We start from the raw sequence: 24168 nt of genomic DNA, 5'->3' as shown, positions 1-24168 counted from the left end.
GCCAGCTCAGGATTTTCCATCAGCTTCTCGCTGATCTCGTTGACCCTCGCCGGGTCATGGCCTTTCTTCGGTGACACCGTAGTCATTATCGGTGACACTCCTTCTCGATCAGAGCCTCACACACAAACTTCCTGACACCCTCGACCTGACTAGCCTAGCAACCAGCTAAAACATGTCCAAATCCCTGCTCAGAAGCATAGAGCTGAGGTGTAGGGTCGGCGCCATTCAGGGCCGACCGACCTCACTAGCCGCACCTGCTGGCTCACACACTCACCTGCACAGCTCCACAATCCCTCCTTGTAGTACTTTGATTAGGCTTACCTTGTTCACATAAGCTTGCTCCCGTTAAGATCATGTACTTTCACGCGTCAAGGAGGGATGCATGGCTATCTCTACCCCGCATGCGCAATCCCCTTCTCAATCACACCTGAGGTCTCGCGCGGACGCTACTGCGGACGCTTCTGCCAGCGCTCCATCAGGTAAAATCCCGCGTCGCCTCGTCGGCCTCGGCGTCCTTTTCCTCCTATTGCTCGCCAGCATCGTTGCCAGCATCGTGTTTGGATCACGGCAGATCCCTTTTGGAGAAGTGTCCGCCGTGTTCCGCGATCTCGGCACGGCGTTCGGCCACGCGGAGGGGCTGAATGTGGATCAGCGCGTGATCGTCGAGCTCCGCATTCCCCGCACCCTGTTGGGCCTAGTCGCCGGTGCTGCCCTTGGCGCCCCCGGTGCATTGATCCAAGGGCACACGCGCAACCCTCTCGCGGACACGGGCATTCTCGGCATCAACTACGGTGCGTCCCTGGCCGTGGTTGCCAGCTTCTCCTTGCTGGGTGTGACGTCCGTGTGGGCTACCAGCATGTGGGCGTTCGGTGGGGCCATCGCTGCTACTGCGTTGGTGTTTAGTTTGGCGTCCATAGGAGGAGGACAGGCCAATCCAATGACGCTGGTCCTCGGCGGCGCGGCTTTGTCCGCGGTCCTCAGCGCCATCATCAGCGGTTTTATCCTCACTGACGATGCCAATCTGGATCGCATGCGCTTCTGGACCGTCGGCTCCATCGCGGGCCGGGATCTCACCGTGTTCTACGGCGTGCTGCCGTTTATCCTGGTGGGCCTCCTGCTGGCGTTCATCACGGCACCGCAGCTAAACCTCCTGAATCTGGGCGATGACATCGCCTCCGGACTGGGCATCAACACCCAGCGCGCCCGCCTGATTGGCATGGCTCTGATCGCACTGCTGGCCGGTGCCGCGACAGCTGCCGCCGGCCCCATCACCTTCATCGGCCTGGTGGTCCCGCACCTCGTGCGCGCCATCACGGGCCCTGATTACCGCTGGATCCTCCCTTACTCTGCCCTGACGGGTGCGGTGATGATGCTGTTCGCAGACGTGGTGGGCCGTCTGATCGCTCGTCCGGGCGAGTTGCAAGTAGGCATCATCCTCGCGTTCGTGGGCGCGCCGTTCTTCATCGCCCTTATTTATCGACGCCGGGTGGTGGCCATTTAATGAGTTCCCTCCTTGCCCGCCCTACCTCTTCCACTATCCCTGGGCGCCCGCCATTCCGCGTGGGCTCATTTTCTGTGGTCTGGCGCCCTCGCGCGTTGACGGTGTCTCTATTGCTGCTCGTGGCGATCGTCTTGCTAGCGGCGGTCTCCATCGGCCTGGGTGACTATCCTGTGTCCCCGGCTCGTGTGCTGGAGGTGCTGTTCACCGGCCAGGGCACCCGCATTGAGCGTCTGGTGGTTTTGGATTGGCGCATGCCTCGTGCGCTGACGGCCATTCTGGTGGGCTGTGCGCTGGGATTATCCGGAGCCCTCACTCAGTCCGTGACTCGCAATGCGCTGGCCAGCCCGGATATCTTGGGCTTCACTACGGGCGCGTCCGCGGCCGCGGTCACCGTCATCACTCTGGGTGGTGGCGCTGGTGGTTTCCTCGGCTGGCTCAGCAGCATCGGCATTCCCTTGGCCGCGGTGCTTGGTGCGGCTGTCACCGCAACGGTGATGTGGGCTCTGGCGTGGAGGAGATCGACTGATTCCTTCCGGCTAGTGCTGTTCGGCATCATCATCTCTGCTCTGTTGACCTCGTATATCAACTTCCTGATGATCCGCACGGAGTTGCGCGATGCCGCGGCCGCGCAGTTCTGGCTTACTGGCTCCCTGAGCACTGCGGACTGGTCCAAGATGTGGCCCATCGCCATTGTTGTGTTGGTGTTTACACCGCTGCTGGCCTGGATTGGTCACCAACTTTTAGCCACCTTGCTGGGCTCGGATACTGCACGGGCTTTGGGACAAAACGTCCAGGGTGTGCAGGTGCTTCTGCTCGCCGCTGCCGTGGCTTTGGCAGCAGTGGCGGTCTCGGCCGCTGGCCCCATCGGGTTCGTCGCCTTCGTGGCCCCACAGGTGGCGCTGCGCTTGTGCAACTGCTCTGCACCACCGCTTCTGGCCTCTGCGCTGACCGGCGCTGCGCTACTCCTGCTGGCAGATATCAGCACCCAAACTCTTCTGCCCGTAGAGCTGCCGGTGGGCATTCTCACCTCGGCAATCGGCGGTGCGTTCCTTATTTATTTGCTGGTCCAACGGAATAGGTCAACCACGGCATGAGAAAAGATCCCACCCTGGAAGTTAGCAGTGCCGCGAACAAAGAAGGACACATGACTCAGAAGCACAGCATGAGCGCACGCGGCCTCGCCGTGGGCTACGGCGACCGGACGGTCATCGAAGGCTTGGACGTGGACTTTCCTCGCGGGCAGATCACCACAATCATCGGCCCCAATGGCTGCGGCAAATCCACGTTGTTGCGAGCCATGTCTCGTCTCCTTCCGGCGAATGAGGGCGAAGTGCTGTTAGACGGCGCCGATATCTCATCCATCAGGCGCAAGGACCTCGCACGGACCATCAGCGTGCTGCCACAAACCCCTACCGCCCCGGAGGGACTCAACGTGGCTGATCTCGTCTCGCGCGGTCGGCACCCACACCAATCGTGGATCCGTCAGTGGTCGTCCACGGACGAAGCCGAGGTGCACAAGGCGCTGGAAATGACTGGCTCGATGGGGCTGGCGGAGCGCACCCTGGATTCTCTGTCCGGAGGGCAGCGGCAGCGTGTGTGGATCTCCATGGTTCTTGCGCAGAACACGGACATCCTGTTCCTGGACGAGCCCACCACCTACCTGGATCTGGCCACGTCGGTAGAGATTTTGGAGCTGGTGCAGCGTCTACGCCGAGAGCTGGATCGGACTGTGGTGATGGTGCTGCACGATCTCAACTTGGCTGTACGCTACAGCGATAATCTCGTGGTGATGAAGGATGGACAGGTCCTCGCCACCGGGCGTCCCAGCGAGGTCATTACCCCAGAGCTACTGCTCGAGGCGTTTGCCCTCAACGCGCTAGTCATCGAGGATCCTGTCACCGGCGGTCCGCTGATCGTCCCCAAGTGACGATCAGGGCTTAGTCCTCCATCAGCTCCTGGGCGGGAGTCTTCTTGGACTTCCGCCAGTTGATCATCGCGGAAATCACCACCGGAGTCACAGACACCAGCACGATGACGATGGCGATCATGTCGATGCGATCCGCAATGCCCGGGATATCCCCCAGCAGCACGCCAATGCCGACCATGCTGACAATCCACAGCACTGCACCCGTGACGTTCCATCCCACGAACTTCTTGTACGGCATCTCCGCGGTACCAGCGGCCACGGGAATGTAGGTACGCACGATCGGGATGAAGCGCCCCAGTACCAGAGCCAACGGCCCGTACTTCAGGAAGAAAGCCTCGGCTTGTTCGAGGTGCTCGGTTATGAGGATCTTGGCGTCGGGCTTAAACAACTTGCGGCCAAAGCGGTGGCCGAGCCAGAAACCTACCTGGTCGCCCAAGAACGCCGCGACGATGGCCACGCCCACCAGAATCGGAACGTTCAAGCCCAGCTGATCGCGCAAGATTGCCGCGGTGACCAGCATGGAATCGCCGGGGAGGAACGGGAAGAGCACGCCGGATTCAATAAAGATAATCAGCGCAATGCCGCCGAGCGCCCAGCCGCCAAAGTTCTGGAGCAGGGTGGTGGCGTCCATGAGGTCGCTTAAGTGCACAGGGAATCCCTTGTAGAAAACAACTGGTCTATTCTTACCGCACGGGGTGTCTGCGGAAGATGTCCACTCCACCTCCGGCCCAGGGCTCTCGTGGTGTTTGTCCGCACAGCCGGGCGACCCTGCTGGCTTGTGGACTTGCCAAGGCCTGTGGCATCGCGAGCACCGCACACAACTACTGGTGGCAGATCCCACCTCCCTGCCTTCCATGCGCGCGATCCTAGAGTACCTCGCCACGCTCTATCCCGAACAGCTCGCTTCCACGCACGTCATCGCGGTCACCAGTACCGATTCCGATTCAGAGCCCCACCTGGAAGATTGGCGCAACCGTCTAAGCAGCCTCACCCGGATCTCCGCACCTTCTGACGGTTATGCGCAGGCCATCGCCGAGCATCTCGCCAACATTGACGTTGAGTCCTCGCGCAATCGACAGCACAAGCCCAACCCAGACGTGGACTATGTGTGGGTCGCCGGGGAGGGGGATTTCTGCAAGGTGGTGCGCTCCCACGCCATCAAGACTTGGCAGCTCAACAAGGACAACATCCTGTGGTGCCCTTATTGGTTCGTCGGCAAGGCTCGCCCCTAGCGTGCATCCGTTATCCCCGTGAGTGCCCGTCCCCTAGCCAGCAACAGCAAAACCGCCCCAGCACGTTCATGCGGGGCGGTTCGGCGGTTGATTCAGACTACTTCGTGGCGTCTGCCAACGGCTGCTCGATCTTGTCCAGCAGGTAGTTCAGGCTCAGCACGGTCTGCCATCCGAAGGCCTTTTCCAGGTCGCCTTCCAGGTAGACACTGTGTCCGTCCTTCACGGCGGGCAGCTTGCCCACGATCGGATCCTCGGTCACAGAAGCCTTGCTCTGCTTCGGAGAGTAAGACAGTTGATCCCACACCAGCACGTCAGAGTTGATCTGGTCTGCGTTTTCCTTGGAGACCTCACCGTAGAACTTGTCCTTGGTGATGCCCGCGTAGGCCGGGTTGATCTTGAATCCCAGCTCGGTGAAGAAGCGGCTACGCGGATCGCCCTCGGCAAAGACAGCCAGGCTCTCGTCGGAGACAGTGGCCACGCCGAGTTCCTTTTCGGCCCATTCTGGGTGGCGGCCCTTGAGCTCTGCGAACTTCTCCTTGACCTGCTCCACCTGGCGCTTTGCCTCTTCAGGCTTGCCCACGGCCTGCCCGATCTCTTCCGTGGTCACGTCCCATGGTTGCTGTAGTTCTTCGTATTCGCCCTTTTGTACGACGACAGGGGCGATCTCAGACAGCTTCTTGTACGTGTCTTCATCGATGTCCGAGTACACGGCCACGATGAGGTCTGGATTGTCCTTGGCGATGGCTTCCGCGTTGACTTCTGTGTCCTTGTCGATCCGAGGAGTGTCGCCCTCGATCTTGTCATTGGACCAGTTGCCCGCAGCCTGACCATCCGGGGTCATTCCGTCCCAGTACTTCACGGAGACAGGAGTAACTCCCAGCGCCAGCAGTGCGTCCTGATCCGTGTAGCCCAAGGAGACCACGCGCTGCGGGGCTTCCTTGATTTCGGTGGAGCCGTAGCGGTGCTCGATGGTGGTGGGGAATGCGCCCTGCTCGGCGTTGACTGCCTGGGAGTCCCCGGAATTTCCGGACTGGTCATCAGTCGAGCAAGCGGTCAGTGCCGCGCCCAAGGTCAGCACAGCAGCGGTGCTAACGAGAATCTTCTTGAGTGTCATTTTTCTCCGTTGTTACTGGTGACGGATTTCCGCGCGAGGTGTGGCCCGTACACAAAAGGGAAAGGTCAAACCTTTGGTTGGATATATCCAGCCCTATGTCCAAAGAATTCGGTGGCGGTCAGTTCCGAGTTGTCGTCGAGACGAACACGATCCAGAACAATCGCCGGCGCCGGCACGTTGGCACGGGGCGATCCACAGACCACCGCGATTCCCCCCTCGTGAGGGATGGTGACTCGGCCGGGGGTTCCGCCGAAGCGGCCCAGCGAGACGTGCGCGGAAAGCACGCGGACGCGCTGGCCTCGGAATTCAAAGTAAGCATTGGGGTACGGGTCGGACTGCGCCCTGACCAGCAAGGCGATATCTTCCGCAGGTTGGGTGAAATCTATGCGAGATTCCTGCTCGCCGCGCTTGTGGAAGTACGTAGCGCGGGTGGGATCTTGAGGTTGCGCAGTGGCGGTGCCTTGGGCGACGTCACTCAATGCGCGTTCCACGAGGGGCTCGATGAGGTCGATGGTCTTGGCCACGAGATCCGTGGTGGTGTCCTGCGGACCCACGGGGATCGCGCGCTGGGCAACGATGGGTCCGCCGTCCAGCACTTCATCCATCTCGTGCACAGTGACGCCCACGTGAGTTTCCCGGTTCAACAGCGCCCACAGGATGGGCGAAAATCCGGCGTACTCGGGCAGGAGACCATCGTGGACATTCAATGCGCCGTGCTTGGCCAGGCTGAAAACCTCGGGAGGAAGCCAGGTTCGCCAATTGTTGGCCACGATGATGTCTGGTGCAGCATCGCGCAACGCCTCAATGACGTCTTGACCCACGCGCTCAGTGACACACACCTGGAGCTCATGTTCGCTGGCGAGCTCCTCAACGGAGTCTGCCCACATTTGCTCATAAGGGTGATCGCTGGCAGGGTGCGTAACTACCAAAACTACTTCATGACCAGCATTGATGACCGCAGACAACGTCCGGTGTCCCCACGACTGATAGCCGAAAACAGCAACTCGCATGCAGGGGATGTTAGCTTAGGTTTACCTATGTAGTCAATGATGAAAGTGGCGCAATTTTCATGCCAGACTCCCCGGACGTGACCACCCTTCACCGAATCTCGGTGCCCGCGGATGCGGAAGCCCTCGTTTTCCCGGACCCCTACCGCTCGAACGTCGAGCTCACCGAATCGATGTCCACCGTCGATGTGCGCATCCCGGCGCACTCAGCAGTGACCTATAGCTTTCAATCCGGCGAGCTGAAATATCCCGATCCACATAACGCACACGGCGCAGGCCCACAGGCGAGCCTATTGAGCGGCGATTCTGTGGACCAGACACTCTGGCCGCCTCGCTCCCCAGAAGTCATCGCGGACTTGCCCGGCGCACGCCTGTCCATCGACCGGAAGGTATTCGGCAGGCGCTGCACCGCGCGCCTCGATGACCGCGGTGCGGATACCACCGTGGTGTTTTTGGATGGCGATGACTGGATCCATCTGCATGACCTCACGGGCGCACTGGACCGGGCAGTCACGGCAGGGCTTATCCCCCAGATCAACCGCGTCTTCCTGCCGGCAGCCAAAGACCGCAGCGAGGAGTACACCTCCCAAACATTCGCCAGCGCACTGGCCACCGAGCTTCCGCCGATCATCAACAGCAGCCACATAGTCCTGGTGGGGCAAAGCTTCGGCGGTCTCTCCGCCCTGCGCGCAGCTCTAACGGCTTCCACCGAAACCACGCCTGCAATCAAAGGAGCCATCGCCCAGTCCCCTGCCGTCTGGTGGTCCGCTGACCGTTCTGCAGAGCTCGCGGACACGCTCTCGGACGGGCCCGCAGGAGGCGACATTGCCGCACAGCTCACTGGCCCCTCACTCGAAAATCCTGCGGCTCACAGTGGCTCCGGTCTGGCACGCATCGTACTGACGTGCGGTGCAGAAGAGCCGCCCATGCAACGACACGTGGATGCAGTGGCCGATGCCCTGACACGCCGCGGCTTTCCCACCACCAATCACCGCACGCCCGGTGGCCACGACCCTGCGATGTGGCGCCACGGGATCATCCCGGCACTCGCCGAATTGCTGGGCTGAATCTACGAGCGCGCCTCCACAAACTCCGCCACGCGCTCGACTGTCCGCAGACCGTAGAATTCGCGCACGCCAACCTCCACTCCCAGCTCTCCACGCAGCAGTGCGCAGAGCTTGATGACCGCCATGGAGTGCCCACCCATGTCAAAGTAATCAGCATCCACCGGCACGTCCTCGGGCTCAATATCTAGCGATTCGGCAAACAGCTCCGCCGTGATCTCCTCGGTTTCGTTCGCCGGTTCGCGGCCCTTCTCCGTGATCCTTTCTCCCTCACCCAGTGCAGCAAGGTCGGTCTTTCCATTCGACGTCACCGGCAACTCATCCACGATCGACCATCGATCCGGGATCATGTAGCTGGGCAGTTCCTCGCGCAATGCATTACGCACGCCAGTCAGGAAACTCTGCCGCTCCCCCTGGTCCGCATCGCGCAGTTGTGGGGCCACGAGGTGACAGGCCAGGAGTGTGGCGTCGGATATACGAACAGGAACGGTCACGCAGTGGAGGATGCGGGGATCAACGCCGCGGGACACGGCGGCCGAGACGTCGCCGGGATCCACGCGGTGACCACGAATTTTCACCTGATCGTCGCTGCGTCCGAGGTACTCGAACATGCCATCCGCACGCACGCGGACGATGTCTCCCGTGCGATACATCCGCTCACCCGGGGCGCCCCACGGGCAGGCGACCATGGAGCTGGCGGTGCGCGCCGCGAGCCCATGATATTCCTGCGCTAAGCCGCTGCCCGCGAGGTAGAGCTCACCCGGCGCTCCTGTAGGAACGGGGCGCAACCACGGGTCCAAAACGAACGCCGCCGTGCGATCCACCGGCATTCCGATCACGGGCGTGGCGCTCTCATCCGTGCCAGCACCCAGGGCGTTGATGGTGTACTCGGTGGGTCCATAGAGGTTGTATCCGCGCACGTCATCGGCCTTTCGCAAGGTCTCCCACACGCCGTGCGAGACAGCCTCGCCGCCCAAGAGCACCAGCCGCGGGCGATGCGCGCCGGATTCCAGCATCCCCTCCGCGAGCAGCTGCTCGGCAACGGTCGGGGTGACGTTGATGACATCCACCTGATGCGCACGAATGGCCTCAACCATGGCCGCAGCATCGCGTCGCAAATCCTCGGAGAAGATCCGCACCTCGTGGCCTTCCACCAGCCAAAACAGCTCTTCCCACGACATATCGAAGGCGAAGCTGATGGCATGCGCGATCCGCAACGTCCGCCCATCGGCAGCAGCTGGGGCGAAGATCTTGCGCCGGTGATTGTCCAGCATGTTGTGCAGCCCGCGATGCTTGATCACCACGCCCTTGGGCTTGCCGGTCGATCCGGAGGTGTACATCAGGTAGGCATCGTCCCCGGGCACCGCCGCAGGCGTGTGGGTGGTGGCGTGGGAATCGGCAGTGGTGACGTCGACGCAAGGAAGCGCACCGATCCGCTCCATGCGCTCCCGAGAACTCGAGTCCACCAGCGCGGCTGCGGGCTGGCTGTCCTCCACGAGGACCCGGAGCCGCCCATCGGGGTGCGTCAGATCAAGCGGCGCGTAGCGCACCCCTGCCCACAGGGCTCCCAGCAGAGCCACCACCGAATGCGCGGAGCGCTCCACCGCAATGGCGACAGTATCGCCGCTGGTCACGCCGCAATTCTTGATCTTTTCCGCAATGTCGGAACAGCGAGCAATCAGCTCACCGAACGTCCACTGCTGTGCGTCATCCGCTAGCGCGATGCGATCTGGGAAGCGCTGGGCGGTGTCCTTGAGCTCATCCGCAATGGTGCGGTCAATGCCTTCGGCCTTCTGCCAGGAAGCCATCTGCTCCGTCGTGCTTTGCGGGGAAGAATCCTCCGCTCGGGCTGGCGCCAACTGGGCCAGCTGAGCGAGCGGGACCTCTGGTGTGTCCACAAACGCGGTCAGGACTTCGGTCGCGGCCTTGAGCACGGAATGTGCGAGGGACTCGTCCACCACGTCGTGGCGGAATTCCAGCTTGATGCCCAGCTTCGGCCCCGGAGTGAATACCCAGGTCAGAGGGAAGTGCGTGGAATCTTCCGCGCGCTCCTCCACAACCCCGTGGCGTTCCCGAAGTTCCGCTGCTGCCTGCGGATCGAGGAAGTTCTGCACCACCACCATGGAATCGAACAGCGTGCCTACCCCCAGCTGCCGCTGGATGGCGCCGAGGTCCGCGGAATCGTGGTCCATATCCTCGATGCGCTGGCGATAAACATCCTGGACCAGTTCTTCTATGCTCTGGCCGGGCCGAGCTGTCACTCGCACTGGCACTGTGTTGAGCAGCACTCCCACCACATCAGACATGGCGGGGTCGCTCAAGGCATCGCGGCCACTGACAGACTGACCAAACACCACATCCGAATCCCCTGTGACAGCACCCAAGGCCACGGCCACGGCTGCGTTGACCACGGAGGTCAACGTCACGGCCTGCGCCCGGATCTTTTCCTGCAGTGCGCCGGTCAGCTGCTCGCTGACCTCGGCAAACACCTGGCGAGGCAACTCGCTACCAGCGTGCTCTGAAGAGATATCCGCGGCCTGCGGGGCAACGAGCGTGGACTGAGACAACGTCTCTAGGCGATGTACCCAATAGTCGCTATCTGCCTGCTCTTTGCGAGTGTCAACGGACTCGAGCAGGGCGTCAGCAATAGAACAACCGCGAGGAACCAACTCTCCCGCACCCTGCGTGCGGGCCTGGCCGGACCTCAACGTCAGCCTCTCGAGGAAGGTTTGCAGCATCACTGCACGCGACCAACCATCGACCAGAACCAGGTGGTAGGTAAGAAGCAGCGTGTCGCCAGGCTGTCCGTCACTTCGGCCGGTGACGATGGTTGCCTTCGCCAGCGGCACGGATGCGAGATCGATGCCCGCGCTGCGATCAGCGTGCATGATCGCCTCGAGATCCCCTTCGGTGGTCTCGACGGGGAGGTCAATGCCCTGTCCACTCCACGGCAAGTTCTGCACGGGTTGGCCGGAAGCATCGGTGTGGAACTCCGCGCCCATGGCTGGATGCACGGTCACTGTGTCCCGGAAGGCTTCCACCACGGCCTCGGCATCCAGTCTCCGGTCAAACGTCAACGCAGTCTGTGCAACGTAGGCACCCGGTGCTGCCACCTGTGACTGGAACCAGATTCCGCGCTGCAGCACGCTCAGCGGAGCGCGGCGTCCTGAGGATTGCTCGCGGCTGACGTGCTCCTGCAACTCGCGAGCAACCTCGCCGATGGCGCTGCGCAAACGCTCGGCGGAAATCACCGCATTCACCACGGACAGCTCCATGCTTACGGCCCGCTCGCTAGACCACACATCGGCCTCCACCAGGTAATCCGTCCACTGGCAGGCGGCATCGCCCGGCGCGTGGAGGACAGCGCCAGTCTCTCCCCGTCCGAGGTAGTTGACCAGGATCTGTGCCCCATGGGCCAGGGTTCGCTGCCCTTGCGGGTGTGTGTATCGCAGTGCCTGATAAGTGCGGCGGTCCGGGGCTGTGCCGTCCTCGTGGAGCGCGCGCATTTCCGCTGCGGCACGTGCTGCATCCGCTGGATCAGCCAACGGGATTTCCACCGGCGCGATGGTGGTAAACCATCCGAGGGTTCGACCATAGGAATGATCAGCCGGACGTCCGTGGCCTTCTACGTCCACGGCCCAGCTCCGCGCGTCCGTGCCCATTGTTCGAGCCACCGCGACGGTCACCAGTCCTGCCACGAGGTCCTGAACGTCCACACCCATCACGTCGGGTGCAACGCTCTGCAGGACCTGCGCGGTCTGTCCGTCAATGTTCACTTCGAGCGTGCTCACATGATCCGTACTCCACTGGTTCGAGTCCTCGACGGGCCGTGGCAGCGTAGCCAGTTCACTCCAGTGCAGGGCATCCTGAGCTGCTGCGGTGTGAGCATCGTGCAGTTCTTGCAGGCAAAGATCCTTGTAGCTCGCCTGCCCGGAGAGAATCCTGCGCCCTGCGAGCGCATCGCGCAGATCGTCTTCCAGAATCATCCAACTGGCGCTATCGATCACCGCGTGATGAGCAACGGCCTTGACGTACCCATCCACACACCCGAGCACCACGCTACGACCAGCAGCAATATCGATGTGATCGATCAATGCATCCACGTCCAAAGCCCGCACAACCATAGGGCCGTCTCCCTCGGCACCAACAAAGTGCGCGAACGCAGAACTGGTGTCCACGCGCGTACGAAGCATCGGATGTGCCTGCGCTACCTGCTGCAGGGCCTGTTCCAAGTCCTCCACAGCGACTGGCCCCAGATCCAAGCGGCGCGCCTGCACAAAGCGGTCGCTCATGCCTCTTTCCATCTGCCTGCGCAGCATCGCCGGGATGGGGAAAGCCCCCGAGATCTCCTGGTGCCCGTCCTTGGGCAGGGCTTCTTCCTGGCTCTGCCTTGTTTCCTGGATTTTCTGCTGGGTGGCCTGCGGCGTGACCCGCTCGGCAATCTTGCGTGGCGTGCGGCCCAAGAAGAAGTCCCGCGGAGTCACGTTGAGATCAGCGCGCGCCAGCGCGTGAGTAACGCGGATGGCAAGAATACTGTCTCCACCTAAGCGGAAGAAGTCCGAGTCCGGCTCCACCTCGGCGCGGTCCAAGCGAAGTGCATCAGCAATTGCCTGCGAGATCGCCTCCACCAGATCCGAGGTGCCCGAAGCCTCCTGAGCAGCAGGAATCACACCCAGAAGGTCCAGGATCGCGCGCTCATCCCGCTTGCCATTGATGGTCTGCGGCACCTGCGTACTCACCGCGAATAGCTGCGGAACCATGTAGGCAGGGAGCGCGTCTCGGGCCGCTGCGGCAGCTCGGGAGGTGATCGCCTTTGCGTCGGCACGAGAATCCGTAATCAACAACGCACCCGGCACCTGGCCTTCGGGCAGATCGACGACCACCACGGTGGCCTCCCGCACACCGCTGACCTTCTCCAGCGCGCTCTCGATCTCCCCCAGCTCCACGCGATAACCGCGCAGCTGCACCTGCCTATCGGCGCGGCCCACGTAATCCAGATGACCGTTGTTCAGCACCTTTGCCATGTCTTTGCTGCAGTACATCCGCGCGCCGCCGCCAACGAAAGGATCGGCCACGAAGCGGGAGGCCGTGGTAGAAGCAAGCCCCCAATAACCCGCGGTGACCTGCGGCCCGGCAACGTACATCATGCCGGTCTCTCCAGGCTGCACCGGCTGTAATTGCGCGTCCAGAACATAGGTACGCAACCCGTCCATCGGGCGGCCGATCGGGCTGCGGGCCTCCCCTGCATTCTCGGAGCATTCGTGTGCTGTGACGTGCACTGTCGTCTCCGTGATGCCATACATGTTGATAAACCGAACATTCGGATGAGCACTGCAGTAGGCAGCCTCTGCGCGGGCCTCCAAGGCCTCGCCGCCGAAGATCACCGTGCGCACCGCAGAGTCCTGCCCGAGGTGCGGCTCCAACGCGGCAAAGGCGGTTGGGGTCTGGCTCAGCACCGTGATGGCTTCGGCACGCAACACCTCTGCGGCATCCTCGGGCGAGCGCATCAGCGCATACGGCATCACCACGGCACGCCCGCCGGAGCTCAGCGCTGCCCACATCTCCCACACCGAAAAGTCAAAGGCGAAGCTGTGGCTGATCGACCACACGTCCTCCTGCGAAAACTCCACGTGGCTGCGAGCATTGCCCAGCATCGCGGTCACGTTGGCGTGTGTGACGGCCACGCCCTTCGGCCGCCCTGTGGAGCCGGAGGTGTAGATCACGTAGGCGATGTCATTGGCACGGGCCACGCTTGCCGACCGGCCCGCAGGCGGCTTCGCTTCCCCGCTCATCGTCTGTTCACTGACCACGAGGACGGGACAATCTACCAGCTCAGAGACCATTTTTTCCGCGCTGGGAGACACCAGCACGGCATCGGGCTGGCAATCCTCCAGGATCAATTCCACCCGCGCTTGCGGGGACAACGGATCCACGGGAACGTAGGTGCCGGCGGACATCGTGGTCGCCAGAATGGCCGCAACCTGCCACGCATCGCGCTCCATGAGCAGGGCTACTCTCGGGGTGTGGATGGCGACCTTCCGGTCCAGCACAGCGCGTATACGCTGAGCGGCGTCGTCTAGTTCTTCGTAGGTCCAATGCTCCGCAGCACCGTCTTCTCCGATGCTGGTCAGGGCGGGCCGGTCGCGGAAATGTTCGAAGCTGCGTCGCCACAAAGAAGGAAGCGTGTCCACACCAGATACCGCACCCAACGCCTCTGCAACCTCACCCACGGTCGCCACCGCACCGGATTCAGACAGCAAAGAATCCACACTCACCGCGAGCATCTGCGCGATCCTTTCGGCACGTACCTCGGTGATTCGCTGCGGATCGTAGATCAGGCGCAGTGGGTGCTCAGCGGAAGGGTTGACCACGACGGACAGGGGAAAGTGCGGCGCGCCATTGTTGCGCACGTCAGCAACCTGTAGTGGCGAGCCGGGGCAGCCCACGTCCTGTGGAGATAGCGGCACCTCCACCACCATCAACGTATCCAGCAGTTCGCTGGCGTTGGTTCCCAGGTCTCGGGCAATATCAGCCAGGCTGACGTGCTGCACATCGCGGACCTGATTGTTGTGATGGACCATGGCGTGCAGCATGCTGGTCACCGGCAGGGTGGGATCAGATTGCCCCGGCGCGACCACCGGGATGGTGTTGAGCTGCATGCCCACGGCATCGGCCACGCCAGGAACGGGAATGTCGCGGCCGGAAACGGAAGTGGCAAACACCACGTCAGCCCCAGGTTCGCAGCCCACCAAGGTGCGAAGGACCAGCCCCCACGCCGCGTGCACCACATCCGGCAGGCCCACACCCGCTGCCCGAGCACGCTCAGACAAGCCAACAGTCCGCGGATCGTCTACCAGCAACTCCCGGCGCTCGAGCGAACTCGAAGGATTAGGGCACAGCACCGTGGGGCGTACCTCGCGCATTTCCTCGCGCCAGACGGACATATCGGCTTCCGCGTCTCTGCGCGCCACCCATCGCACGCTGCCGGCCATTCCGGCGTCCGGGTCGTAGCGCGGGATCCGGGCATCGTCATCCCGGTAGATCTCCAGGAGATCCCGCAGCATGATGGGCACGGACCATCCGTCGGCGATCAGGTGATGCACCGTCTGGATCACGGCGATGTCCTGGCCACACACCGCACCATCGACACTGGTCGGGAGCACAACGGTCCATCGCATGAGAGGCTCGGGCGCGGCATCACCGGGCGGCTGCAAGGAGATTCCCCGCGAGATGTCGTCAGCGGCAATCTCCTCCGCACGCTGCGCGAGCCAACCCTCCAATCCAGCCTCAGCCAACTCAGCAGGCACCGTCACCTCCCGAAAGTCCACCCGCAGATGCTCGGCAATCCCCGGATCAATCACGGCAACCACATCGCCACCGTCAGTTTCCCAAGGGCGGGTGCTCAGTGCGGGGTGGCGTCGGATCAAATTACGCGCAGCGCGAGCGAATCGCTCCCGGTCAAACGGTTCGCTGCATTCCACCCGCAAGACCTGTTGCTCCACATACGAACTGGCCGATTCCTCGAATAGCGAGTGGAAGTACATGCCGTGCTGCAGCGGGGTCAGCGGCAGCACGTCCTGCAGCTCCGCGGAGCTCTGTGCAGTGATTCGTGCCAGGTCCGCAGAGTTCACGGTTGCGGGGGCAACGTCGCCCACGGACAACACGCCGTGATCGGCAAGCGCTGCCACCTCGCGCAATGCCACATCCCAGTGCGCGACCAATTCGTCGATCCGTTCGGGGGAGATCCTGCCGCGCGCCCAGGAGATCGTGGTGCGCAGGACGTATCCCTCGCCGGTGTCTTCGGCGATCGCGTTGAACTCCAGCTCGCGGACCAACGGCTGGTCCGGGTCGCGTTGCTCGCCGAGTTGGCCGGTGGAACCCGCGGGAGCGAAATCTTGTGCTCCTGCGGATACGCGCCCCAAGTAGTTGAACAGCACCTGTGCCTGCGGAGGGGTCTTCGCGGACTGATGCAACCAGGTGTGGGCCTGGTAAGGAACGCCGTTGCCGGGGATGGCCGCGAGCTGGTCTTTCACTGCATTGAGTGCCAGCGCTAGCGGCGCGATGTGGCCCTCGGTCGCCGCGGAAGCCTCCTGCACTGCCGCCCGGGTGGGGTCGATCAGCATGGGATATAGGCAGGTGAACCAGCCCACGGTGCGTGAGAGGTCCGCTTCCCTGCCCTGTGGCCCGGGTACGAATCGGGTTTCGCGGCCGTGCCCCTCCATCTCCACCAGGGTCCATGTTTGTTTGTTTCGACGCCAACGCGCCAACGCCACGCTCAATGCCGTAAGCAATACGGAATTCGCCCCCGTGCGGAAAGCGTGGGGCACCGCACCCAGTAATTCGTCCGTGATCTGCACTGATGCCTCATGTACCACGCTGCGCTCCTCACGGACTGTGGGCGCTTTCTCGGGACTATCAGCAAGCGCTGGCACCTGCGGGTCCCGCAGAGGTTCATCCGCACTCGGCAATGGGGGCAGGGAACTATTGGCATCCTCCGCGAATTCGCCAGTATCAACGGCCTGTTGCAGCAGCTGCGTCCATCGGCGCAGGGACGTCCGCTCCGGCGCGAGCTGTTCCCCGCGATACGCCGCGGCGAGGTCCTCGCCGATAATGTTCCATGACACGCCATCGACCACCAGGTGATGCACCACCAGGCGCAATCTTCCGGGCACCAGCCCAGCCGCTACCACCACTCCGACTGCCGGATCCAGCAGTTCAGAAAGCGCAGCGATGTCCGTGGTGGGGTGGATCGCCACCGCTTCTTCGCCAGGACCCTCCGGGAGTTCCAGCCGCAAGGGATTCCGCTGCACACGGGCCCGCAGTGCAGGGTGCGCCTGCAGCACGTCAGCCACCATTCGCCCGGCCAGCTGCGCATCCACATCTTCTGGAACTGAAAACTCCACGGACTGAATGAAGCCGTCCACGTGATCAGTAATGGAATCGAACCAGCGCAGAATCGGCAGCGACTGCACCTCACCGGTTGGTTCATCGTCTGGATCCTGCACGAAGGTTCCGCGCTCTTCGGCGCACCGAGCCAGTTGCTGTGGAGTGCGCGCAGAGAAAATATCTCCCACACTCACCTCCACCCCGCGCCGTCCCAGAGCCGAGACCAGGGTGATGGCCCGCAGGCTATCGCCACCGATATCGAAGAAGTCCGTCTCCGCACCCACCGCGCTAACCCCCAATGCTTCAGCCATTGCCTCCGCGAGCAGAGCAACGGTTTCCCCGTCACGTTCAGCATCGGCCGGGGCATCAGTGAGCGAGCTCCAATCAGGTTCCGGCAGTGCCTTCCGATCCACTTTTCCGTTGGCCGTCCGCGGCAACTCATCCATGACGGTGATAATCGCGGGCACCATGTATTCGGGCAGTACCTCGGCACACCAACTACGGATCGCAGCACCCACGAGGCCCGCAGTCACCGTCACGTAGCCCAGCAGTCGCCCCTCCCGAGCAATCACGCTCGCCGCCTCCACATCTGGGTGTCCCACCAGCGCAGATTCCACGTCCTCTAACTCCAGACGCATGCCACGGATTTTCACCTGATTATCGGCCCGCCCCACGAATTCCAGCGAGCCGTCGTTGTGCCGGCGCACCAGGTCTCCCGTGCGGTACATCCGGGTTCCGTCCGACGCAAACACATCCGCAACAAAGCGGCTGGCCGTGAGTCCTGGGGCATTGATATACCCCTTGGCCAGCAGGAATCCGGCCACATAGAGTTCACCAATTTCTTGGTCTGGAACCACCCGCAGGTGCTCATCGAGCACATAGAGCCGACAGTTGGGATTGGCCACACCGATGCTCGTGTTGAGGCGATCCTCGTCGTCACGGTAGATGACGTGGGAGACACCGATGGTAGCTTCCGCTGGCCCGTACCCGTGGTACAGCGGGATGGCCAGCTGCTGGCGAAAGCGACGGAACAGCGCCTGGGTGAGCATCTCTCCGCCACACCAGACATGCCGCAAGCTGTCTAATAGATTCGTGCCTTCGGCCTGTTTGAGCATGACGTCGAGAACACTCGAAACCAGATACGCAAACGTCACGCCCTCGCGATGGATGAGGCGGGCCAAGCGTTGGGGGTCTTGCTCCACGCCCGGCGCGGCCACCACCACGCGGCCCCCGCAAACCAGCGGCAGGAAGATCTCATTGATGGAGATATCAAAGGCCAGCGGTGCCTTGAACAGGGAGGTATCATCGCGGCCGAAGAACAGGATCTGATCGCGCTGCCAGAGCAAGCGCTCCACGATCGCACCGTGGCGGATCATTGCGCCCTTTGGGCGGCCGGTGCTGCCAGAGGTAAAGATGACGTACGCAACGCTGTCCGTGGACGGCGGGGTGAACAGCTCGCGGGTGGCATCGAGGTCGAATAGCGCGTCTTCGGTGAGCGCGCAGTTGTCCGGCGTGAGTACGAAGCTCAGGCTGGCATCGTGGGTGACGGATTCCCGGCGCGCCTGCGGCCACGAGGGGTCTAGCGGGACAAAACTGCCACCGGCGAGCAACGTGGCGACGATACCCACCACCATCTCCGCGCTGCGCGGCAGGGAGATTCCCACATTCTGACCAGCGTCAATACCGTGTTCCCGCAAATTTCGCGCTACAGCAGTTGCATGGGCGACGAGCTGCGCATAGGTCAGTCTGTGCCGGTCATCCACCACTGCGAGCGCATCCGGGGTCTCCTGCGCATGCTGCAGGAGCAGGCTAATCAGGTCCGGGCGATCGCGATCCTGATCCGTGTCATTCCATATGCGCTGCTGGGCGATCCGATCCTGTTCACTGCGGCCATGACCGATGACGGCGCCGCCATCTCGAGAAGCAAGCGTATCGCCAGAGGAAAACGGAGTGTGAGCAGACGATCGGGTGGGCACAAAGAGCCTTTCGGTTGATGGGGAAACAGGGAATCAGACGCGGATGGCGGACGTCGGGCTAGGTGTCAGCCAACCTCGCGCGGAGCACGGCTCGGGAAAATCAGCCTGCGATCAGGTGCGAAGAATCCCGATGTTGCTCGGAGCGGAGATCTTCATCCGCCGGCGCACGATGCGTGCGTTGCTGTCCCGTGATGGCCTCCACCAGTTCCCCGGAGCGGGTCGCGATGTTGGAGAGCAACGTGGAACCGAGTCCATGCGTGGCCTCAGTTGCTCCCTGCACGAAGAGTCCTGGCACGCGCTCGCCATTGAGCACGGCGCCGTAATCCCTAGTGACGGTGAATTCTTCACTGCCGTGACTATCAGCGTGAATCCCCGCAAGACCGCGAGATCGGAAGCCCGTGACGCACACCACCACGTCAAAGTTTTCTGTCACCACGTCTCCGGTTACTCGGTGGCGAATGTCCACGTCGACGCTGCCGTCGGAACAATTACGCGCACCGAGCACCTCCGTGGTCCGGCGAATATCGAGCCGCTGACGCCCGGTGACGCTTTCCCGATACTGACGATCGTGGAGCTCATCGAGGAGCTCAGATTCCACGCAGGCGTAATTGGTGTACCGGTGGCGGATCAACAGCTCGTTGCGGATCGCATCGGGCGCATGGAAGAAGTCATCAACGGCCTCCGGGTCGAACACCCGATTGGCGAAGGGGCTGTCATCGGCGGGGATGAAGCCGTAGCTGTTCAAGCTGCCCGTGACGGTATCGATATGCGGGCAATCGTGGAAGTACCGGATGGCCTCGGCTGCGGACTGGCCCGCGCCGATCACCAAAGCTCGGCGGATATCCCACCCACTGTTCAGCAGCTTCTTGGTGCGCGGGAGCAAATCGATGTTGTGGAAGATGCGCGAGGTGTCCAAGGAGCTGTCCTCTGCCCACGCAGGCATCTTGGCTTCCAGACCGCGGGCAACCACCACGTTGCGGCAGCGAATGGACTCCGACTGCTGAGCTCGCTGCCCTTCGGACTCACCGCTTCCTAACTTCCTGCGGACGTGCACCACAAAACGAGCTCCGTCTGCGGCCGGTTCCGGAAGCGTCTCGATGGACGTCACGGTGGTGTTGTACTGCGTGTCCACGGTGATGTGATCCGCGATCCATCGGAGGTAATCGGCGAATTCCACGCGTTCCGGGGTGAAGGTTTGGCGGTTAATGAAATCAATCAAGCGGTCGCTGTGATGCAAGTAGTTGATGAAGCTGAAGCGGCTCTGCGGATTGCGCACCGTAACCAGGTCTTTAAGGAAGCTGATCTGCATGTTGGATCCTTCGAGGAGCATGCCTGGGTGCCAGTTGAATTCCGGGCGGGCTTCCACAAAGAGTGCATCGAGTTCTGGAGCTTGCTCTTCGATAGCTACCGCGAGCCCGAGGTTTCCGGGCCCGATGCCGATCCCGACGATGTCGCGGACGGAATTTTCGTGGGTACTGCGCTCTGCGGATGTCTGAGCTTGACGATCGATGATGGTCACTATGGCCTCTCTGTAGGATGCGCCAACCAACTTCTTAGGGTAGGCAATGCAAACCTATCTTCTATTGCTCAACAACCCCCTAGCGGGAATTGCTCACCCCGCGTCCGCAAACTCCCAGCTAGAGGCTTCACATCAACTACGTCCTCGGCTACCGACTGGAAGGCCCTCCCCACACACAGGACCACCGTGGTACGCCCGCGGCGAATATCTCTCACCGCACGCGCCACTTTCATGCCCGTCATTGAATCCACTGACGAGACCGGATCAACCATCACCAACATCTCCGGCTCAGCCAGTAGCGCTCGTGCCAATCCCAGCCGCTGCCGCTGACCACCGGAAAGATTGCGCGCACCTTCGGTCAGCTCGTGATCCAATACCCCGGCTGAATGAGCCGCCCCCGGCGCCAGTTCATCGAGCCCTAAGGCGTTAAGAATGTCTACTGCATCCTCCGCCCTGCCCTCTCCAGAGCTCCGCAGCACCGCCTGCCCCACTGTGTCCCCAAACAATGCCGGCTTCCGAGGCTCGGCAAGCACAGCGGAACGCACATCGTCTACCGAGATCTCGCAAATATCGCGCCCCCGGATCCACAGTTGTTGAGTTTGTGGCCTAGTCAGGGAGCCAAGCTCCATCGACTCCCCCGCGACCAACGCATCCACCAGAGCATCTGCCCATGCGGCTGAACAGTGCACCACCGTCAGTCGCCCCTCTGCGAACGCCACGGAAGCCTGCTCTGATCCCTCGACCTCGCCGTCTCCTTCGGCCTCACCGTCTCCACCGCGCATGGAAATGGCAGGCGTGCCAATCTGAGCAGATGGCACGCCCTGCCCCTCACGCAGCCGCTGAGCTTCCGCCACGCGCTGCAGCCTCCGAACGGAAGCCCTCGCCAATCCAATGAAGCGCGGCATTCTGCTGCACTGCCGCATCGGCTCCGCGATAAATTGTGACAGCGCCACCACGGTGACCAACTCCCCCAACGTCACATCGCCGGAAATGGTTCGATAGCCCGCGTACAGGCCCACCGCACTCAGCAACAGCACATTGCTGCCCATCGCCACGGCTTCATAACCTCCGCTGACCCACGCGAGCTTCCGAGCATCCGCACACGCCTCTTCAGATTTACGCGCATATCCACGGTAGGCCGGATGCGCGCCAGCCACTCCCGAGATCACCGGCAGCCCCTGCAGAATGTCGGTCATGCGCGCGGTCACTCGCGCGAGCAGAGTTTGTTGCCGCTCCGCGCGGCGTTCAATGATCTGAGACAGCCGGTGCAGGACTATCAACACCACCGCGCTGAGCACCAACACCACCACTCCCAGTGGCAGATCAATCAGCGCCAGAACAATCGTGCAGAAAATGGCTCCCACCAGCGCACTGATCCCCACCGGGACCACTTCGATGATGTCTACCGCCTGCACCACGTCTTCACCCACCACCGTGGGCAATTCCTGGCGAGGCAGACTGTCCGCATCGTCGGAATGCCCACCATGGCTCACCACCTGCGAGGTGATGCCTGCCCGCAATTCACATACGTTCCGAGCCGACGTAGCCTGCAGTATCCGGAACCCTGTCTGCCAGCTCACAGACACCGTCGCCAGCGTAGCGCCTAAGGCTGCGATTCCACCCACCAGGTGCCACACATTCTCGCTAGCGATAAGACTGTGCGCCAACCATCCCAGTAACACCGCAATCATGGCTTCGCCACGTGGTAGATGCTCAGCAACAAGCCACTCAGAGCCATCGCGCGAGAATTTTTTCTGACCAGCCCGCGCAGCGTCACCACCTTGTTGTCAGACACGCGCCTGCCTCCCCTGCTCATTCCAGGCGGTCCACATATCGGCATATGTTCCGTTTCTTGCTGCCAGCTCCTCGTGCGTACCTGTTTCCACCACGCGCCCGCGCTCCATCACCACCACGCTATCGGCGGAGGTTGCTTGGCTGAGCCGGTGCGCAATCACCATCGCCGTCCGTCCGCGGATCGCCGCGCGGGCAGCGTCCTCCAAGGACATCGAAAAGGCCTCGTGTGATTGCTGTGTTTCCTCGAGGTCACCGTCATCTTCGGCCGTTGATTCGTCAAGAATGACGACGCCAGCCCGAGACAATGCCACCCTGGCCAGCGCCAGACGCTGTGCCGCCACCGCATCTACGTGCAGGCCCCCTTCGCCCAGCATTGTGTCTAAGCCCTGCTTGTCGCCATGGGACAAGGATGTGCACCAATCTTCCGCACCGGTTCGGCGCAGCGCATCCCATATTTCTGCGTCGCTGGCACCTTCGGCTGCCAGCAGGAGATTATCGCGCAAACTCATCGCGAAGACGTAGTTTTCCTGGGAGGCAACGCAAAAGATCGAGCTTCTTTCTTGCGCACTCATTCCCACCACGTCGCACCCCCCAACGGTGATCACACCCGGCTCTGCCATCTCGAGGGTTCCAGAGACAATTTCCGCAACCGTGGACTTGCCAGCTCCCGATCCGCCGACCACGCATACCGTGCACCCCGCAGGGATGTGGAACGCCAAGTCATGCAAGATCTCTGGGCCATCCTCGTACCGATAATTCAGGCCCTTGACCTCTACAGCTGGACTCTGCCGATGCGAGGAGTAGTCATCAATCGGCTGTGGCGTATCCGCACCCGCGGAGCGAATGAGTCCCACGATGCGCCCCAAGGCCGCCCCGCTGCGCTGCAGTTCATCAAAGGTGAACAGAATCGTGCCGATCGGCACGAACTGACGGTGGAACAGAATCAACGCTGCCGAGATCTCGCCCACCGTCACCGCATCTTCGCGGAAGAGCAACCAGCCTACGACAGACAGGGCTGACAACCCCATGAACTCCGCGAAGTTCTCCCGCGCCACCAGCCCGGAAAACACACGAAACGCAGCGATTGATTCGTCCCGCGAAGCCTGCGCGTAGCGCCTGGTGAGACCTTGGCGGCTATCCACCAGCCGATGCGAACGAACCGAACGAATGCCCTCCATAGAACCTTGCAAGGAACCGATGACACCGGCTTCTAATTCGCGTTGGCGTCGATACAAAGGGGCAGAACGAGGAAGATACCATCGCAACCCCAGCGCATAGAACGGAATCCCGCACAGCCCCGCCAACGCGAGGCGCCAATCCAACCCCGCTATTCCAGCGCTGGCCACCACGACCATCACCAGCGCGCTGAGGGTCGATGGAACCGACTTGCGGGCACTGCTCACCAGCGCGGCGACATCCGCACCAACTCGGCCCAGCACCTCTCCCCGGCCCAGGGACTCCACCGTGGTGGAAGGCAGATTCAGCACCGCGGCGACGGCGCGCTCACGCAACTTCGCAACTACCTGGGCAATCGTCACACCCGTCAGCGCCTCCGCAAGGCCAGCGACAACGGCAGTACCAACACACGCCACGGCAGCCCACACAATCACCTTCAGCACGCCAGACTTGCCGTCACCGGCGGCTACCGCATCGATGACGCTGGCCAGCAGATAAATGGGCACCAGAGAGAGCAAGGCACCGGCGAAAGTGAACAGCACCGCACTAATTGCTGGAGTTGCGGTGCGACGGAGCAGGCGGCCAATCTCCGCAGCGGACTCACCAGGCGAAGCAGTGGGAAGTACGGCACTCACTTAAGCGTGAGACTTTCCTGCCGGTTGCAAGGTGGTCCACTCGCGGTCGATGAACTCCATCGCCTCGTCCCGCGATACCCCGCCGTCTACGCCACGGGAAGGGTCTCCCAGAGCCACGGTCCATCCGTCTGGCACGGCGGCGAACGTAGGCCACAACGAGTACTGTCCCTCGTCGTTGATAAGGACGAAGAAGCTGCCCTGTTCGTCATCAAACGGGTTGCTAGACAACACGCGCTCCTTGTCTCATGATGCGGAAATAAGGGTTAAGGGTCAAAAAGTGTGTCCGGAATCGCCGATTTTCAGGGGTTGACCTGTAGGTTTCAGGAAAGTATATGCT

General features: G+C 62.1%; 13 protein-coding genes. 5 read left to right on the top strand and 8 right to left on the bottom strand.

The genetic code is table 11. The features are described from left to right. The first annotated feature begins 382 nt into the window (after window positions 1-382). From QP140_RS08565 to QP140_RS08555, 3 genes are read left to right on the top strand one after another with little or no spacing between them, the layout of a single operon-like run. On the top strand, window positions 383-1501 hold the full coding sequence (locus QP140_RS08565; RefSeq protein ID WP_284759194.1) for a FecCD family ABC transporter permease: 1119 nt from the start codon (window positions 383-385) through the stop codon (window positions 1499-1501). Beyond that, window positions 1501-2595, top strand: a complete 1095-nt coding sequence (locus QP140_RS08560) for a FecCD family ABC transporter permease (RefSeq protein ID WP_005325330.1) — start codon at window positions 1501-1503, stop codon at window positions 2593-2595. Before QP140_RS08565 ends, QP140_RS08560 begins: the two co-directional genes overlap by 1 nt. A gap of 50 nt (window positions 2596-2645) precedes the next feature. Beyond that, on the top strand, window positions 2646-3428 hold the full coding sequence (locus QP140_RS08555; protein WP_019176090.1) for an ABC transporter ATP-binding protein: 783 nt from the start codon (window positions 2646-2648) through the stop codon (window positions 3426-3428). Window positions 3429-3438: 10 nt separating this feature from the next. Here QP140_RS08555 and QP140_RS08550 read toward each other — a convergent pair whose 3' ends face one another. Next, window positions 3439-4077: a DedA family protein gene (locus tag QP140_RS08550; RefSeq protein ID WP_005325329.1), complete on the bottom strand. Its 639-nt coding sequence runs from the start codon at window positions 4075-4077 to the stop codon at window positions 3439-3441. A 46-nt stretch (window positions 4078-4123) separates the two neighbouring features. On the opposite strand from QP140_RS08550, the gene QP140_RS08545 reads away from it, so the two are divergent. Further along, window positions 4124-4660 (top strand): siderophore-interacting protein, encoded by a 537-nt coding sequence (locus QP140_RS08545; protein WP_284759188.1) that lies wholly within the window; start codon window positions 4124-4126, stop codon window positions 4658-4660. Between the two features lie 97 nt (window positions 4661-4757). On the opposite strand, the gene QP140_RS08540 is transcribed toward QP140_RS08545, so the two are convergent. Next, window positions 4758-5774: an iron-siderophore ABC transporter substrate-binding protein gene (locus QP140_RS08540; protein ID WP_005291893.1), complete on the bottom strand. Its 1017-nt coding sequence runs from the start codon at window positions 5772-5774 to the stop codon at window positions 4758-4760. Window positions 5775-5839: 65 nt separating this feature from the next. After that, window positions 5840-6784 (bottom strand): methionyl-tRNA formyltransferase, encoded by a 945-nt coding sequence (locus tag QP140_RS08535; protein ID WP_041628451.1) that lies wholly within the window; start codon window positions 6782-6784, stop codon window positions 5840-5842. Window positions 6785-6843: 59 nt separating this feature from the next. On the opposite strand from QP140_RS08535, the gene QP140_RS08530 reads away from it, so the two are divergent. Further along, on the top strand, window positions 6844-7848 hold the full coding sequence (locus QP140_RS08530) for an alpha/beta hydrolase (RefSeq protein WP_005325324.1): 1005 nt from the start codon (window positions 6844-6846) through the stop codon (window positions 7846-7848). 2 nt (window positions 7849-7850) lie between these two features. Here the strand turns inward: QP140_RS08530 and QP140_RS08525 are convergent, their stop codons facing one another. The 5 genes from QP140_RS08525 to QP140_RS08505 form a co-directional block, all read right to left on the bottom strand. Continuing rightward, window positions 7851-18707, bottom strand: coding sequence for a non-ribosomal peptide synthetase (locus tag QP140_RS08525; protein ID WP_284759169.1), 10857 nt, complete (start codon window positions 18705-18707; stop codon window positions 7851-7853). Between the two features lie 100 nt (window positions 18708-18807). Next, window positions 18808-20226 (bottom strand): lysine N(6)-hydroxylase/L-ornithine N(5)-oxygenase family protein, encoded by a 1419-nt coding sequence (locus QP140_RS08520; protein WP_284759167.1) that lies wholly within the window; start codon window positions 20224-20226, stop codon window positions 18808-18810. Between the two features lie 68 nt (window positions 20227-20294). Then, window positions 20295-21806 (bottom strand): ABC transporter transmembrane domain-containing protein, encoded by a 1512-nt coding sequence (locus tag QP140_RS08515; RefSeq protein WP_284759166.1) that lies wholly within the window; start codon window positions 21804-21806, stop codon window positions 20295-20297. A gap of 207 nt (window positions 21807-22013) precedes the next feature. Then, entirely contained in the window at window positions 22014-23738 is a 1725-nt protein-coding gene (locus QP140_RS08510; RefSeq protein WP_005291902.1) for an ABC transporter ATP-binding protein, read from the bottom strand. A gap of 93 nt (window positions 23739-23831) precedes the next feature. After that, window positions 23832-24059, bottom strand: a complete 228-nt coding sequence (locus QP140_RS08505; protein WP_187441023.1) for an MbtH family protein — start codon at window positions 24057-24059, stop codon at window positions 23832-23834. Window positions 24060-24168 lie beyond the last annotated feature (109 nt).

Source organism: Corynebacterium sp. UMB9976 (genome assembly GCF_030212265.1).
GTDB lineage: Bacteria > Actinomycetota > Actinomycetes > Mycobacteriales > Mycobacteriaceae > Corynebacterium.
This window is presented reverse-complemented; position numbering and strand designations above follow the sequence as displayed.